2 protein-coding genes and 2 pseudogenes are annotated in these 2,022 nt (G+C 55.4%); all 4 read left to right on the top strand.

Annotation, left to right across the window (positions count from 1 at the left end; translation table 11 throughout):
• Positions 1-612 (top strand): annotated as a pseudogene (locus tag HNP82_RS17705) (hypothetical protein); the annotation flags it as partial.
• Positions 609-1,124, top strand: coding sequence for a hypothetical protein (locus tag HNP82_RS17700; protein WP_183776827.1), 516 nt, complete (start codon positions 609-611; stop codon positions 1,122-1,124). The pseudogene HNP82_RS17705 and the gene HNP82_RS17700, both read left to right, overlap by 4 nt.
• Positions 1,125-1,198: 74 nt before the next feature.
• Positions 1,199-1,678: a hypothetical protein gene (locus HNP82_RS17695; RefSeq protein ID WP_183776826.1), complete on the top strand. Its 480-nt coding sequence runs from the start codon at positions 1,199-1,201 to the stop codon at positions 1,676-1,678.
• Between the two features lie 30 nt (positions 1,679-1,708).
• Positions 1,709-2,022, top strand: a pseudogene (locus tag HNP82_RS17690) (hypothetical protein); the annotation flags it as partial.

Here is a 2,022-nt window from a genome sequence, read left to right as displayed (position 1 = left end):
ATCGGCTCCTGCAGCGACGATGGAACCAGCGAAAATGTAGCAGCCAAGACCGCGGCCGAGTTTGCTTCCGGCGAGGTGACCTGGCTGCTAAACGGTTCCACCAGTGAGGGCACCCTGGCCTGGTACCAGAACCTGGACAACGACCAGGATAAGGATACCTACCCCGTGCTGGACAGCAGCCACGGCATCGTCTACTGCATTGAGGAGGACCCCGTCCGTTACAGCAATGACCCCAACGGCAATCCTGCCCAGGACATCAGCGTGGACATCACCTGGGGAGAATTAAGCTTTACTTACAGCGACGGCACCTGGAATCCGGACACCCACGAATATGAAAACGATGGCTGGACGGTAGACAAGGAAGGCGGTAATTCCATTAAGGTGGAGAATACCGGTAATACCGATGTGAATGTTACCTACGATTACAAAGCTGTAGAAAACGGCATCACCGGCAGCTTCACCGACGGGGAGAACCCGGTTTCCGCCCTCGTGTCCCTGCCTGAAAATGGCAGCAGCACCGTTTATCTGATACTGGCCGGCAAACCGGAGCAAAATCTGGATCACGCCAAAATCGGCAGCGTGACCGTAACGATTGGAGGTGAGAGCGAATGAAGGGAAAGAAAATTTTGATTCCTGTGCTGCTTCTGATTACGTTGATTGCCATCGGCGTGACCATCTGGGCCTTGTGCTTCCGGGACACGGCCCCGGTCCTGGCTCCGGATTACGCCCCGGTGGAGGAGGAATCCAATGCCCAGGCCATTGAGGACGACAGCGGTGAAAAGCTGGAGGCTGAAGAAGGCGGCGGGGCGGTAAGCCTCACCTATTCCAATGAGGTCACCATCGACCTGTCCGATAAAGCGGCCAGCCTTGTGTTTGCCAATCCCGGCAAGTCGGTGCAGGATATGGTGGTGCAGATCGTCATCGACGATACGGTGATCGTCCAGTCCGGAACCTTAAAGCCGGGCAACCAGGTCACCACCCTGAACCTGCTGGACGGGGCGGAAAAACAGCTCCAACCCGGCGGGTATGACGGAAAGTTTGTCGTGTTCTACTATGACCCCGACACCGGCGAAAAAGCCGTGGTCAACACCGAAATTCCCATCACCGTTACGGTGCAGGAATAAATGATTTTTACAAGGAGGAAAAACCAATGAAAAAAATAATTGCAGCTGCGCTCGCTCTGACGATGACCCTGGGCATGAGCACCACCGCTCTGGCCGCCGGCAATGTGGACGGCGCCGGCGTAGGTTCACAGGATCCCATTGATGTCACCGCCAAATATAACGATGGCGTCACAGAGCCTACCGTGTACAGCGTGGATCTCCAATGGGAGGACATGACCTTCACCTACAATGAAAGCGGCACCAGGATCTGGAATCCGGACACCCACACCTATACGGACAGCACCACTTCCGGTTGGGATAAGACCACTGCCGCGGTTACGGCCACCAACCACTCCAATACAGAAGTTACGGTCAGCTTTACCTATACCCCGCAGGGCGATACCGATGTGAACGCTACCATGAGTCAGGATAGTTTCAAATTGGCTGCCGGTGTGGAAAACAAGCCCAACGAAGCTGCCACGGACAGCTCTATTCTGACGATTACCGGCACGCCCAACAACAGCGTTACCGCAGAGGGCGTCACCATCGGCACCATCACGGTCACCATCGAGTAACAGTAAAGCTATCATAAAGGAGAGAATATCATGAACATGAAAAAATTGGTTTCCATGCTGACTGTGGCCGCTCTGACCTGCACCATGGGTACTACCGCTTTTGCGGCAGATCAGGACGGCGTAAGCACCGGCAGTTACCCCGCTGATGTCAAGGGTACCTATGAGGCCGGCAGTTCCGGCGATGTTGTATACAGCGTGGATATCGCCTGGACCGACATGAGCTTTACTTATACCGGCGCCGGTGAAGGTACCTGGGACCCGGAGACCCACCAGTATAGCGGAAGCTCTGAGGGGGCCTGGACTGCCAGCAATGACTCCATCACCGTGACCAACCACTCTAACGC

It is taken from the genome of Catenibacillus scindens (genome assembly GCF_014202115.1).
GTDB lineage: Bacteria > Bacillota > Clostridia > Lachnospirales > Lachnospiraceae > Catenibacillus > Catenibacillus scindens.
Note: the sequence above shows the minus strand (reverse complement) of the source record. Positions and strands in the feature narration are given on the sequence as shown.